The organism is Hydrogenophaga sp. FG152 (genome assembly GCF_057809615.1).
On sequence record NZ_JBMDKH010000048.1, the window covers coordinates 1 to 545 of the forward strand.

1 protein-coding gene is annotated in these 545 nt (G+C 71.4%); it reads right to left on the bottom strand.

The window, feature by feature from the left end; genetic code table 11:
* A partial coding sequence (locus ACODTB_RS25790; RefSeq protein ID WP_488929882.1) for an RIFT barrel domain-containing protein occupies positions 1 to 545 on the bottom strand: 545 nt, incomplete at both ends.

Below are 545 nucleotides of genomic sequence, written 5' to 3' on the forward strand. Positions count from 1 at the left end.
TGCTCGGCGTTGCTGGCGCTGTCCTTGAAGGGCGCGACCACGGTGTACTCGGTGGCCACGCTGCCGTTGAGGCGGCGGCCCGAGCCCTGGGCGATCTGCTGCTTGAGCAGGTCCTGGGGCTTGGCCACCAGGGTGGAGACCAGGGTGCTGCCGTTGTAGACCTTGGCCTCGATTTCGAGGTTCCAGTCGGGGCTGGCGGGGATGGCCTGGGTGGCTGAGGACTTGGCACCGGCGAACAGGTTGATCAGCTTGGGCTGGTTGGCCGCGAGGTTGCTGACCTTGGCGCTGAGGACGGCAAAGCGCAGGGAGCCGTCGCGGTGGGAGCTGACCTCGTCCATCTGCAGGGGCACGCTCGCGCCGCTGCTGTCGGTGGCGACCAGGCCCTGGTTGGCCTGCACGGCGCCGGCCTTGAAGGGCTGGCCGAAGGTGATGGGCAGGGCGCTGGAGGCCGTGCCGGTGGAGACCTCCACGCAGGTGATCGCGTTGGCCGCGCAGGCCAGGCCGCCGGCGCCAGCGGCCGGCGCAGGTGCGGGGGCCGGAGCCGG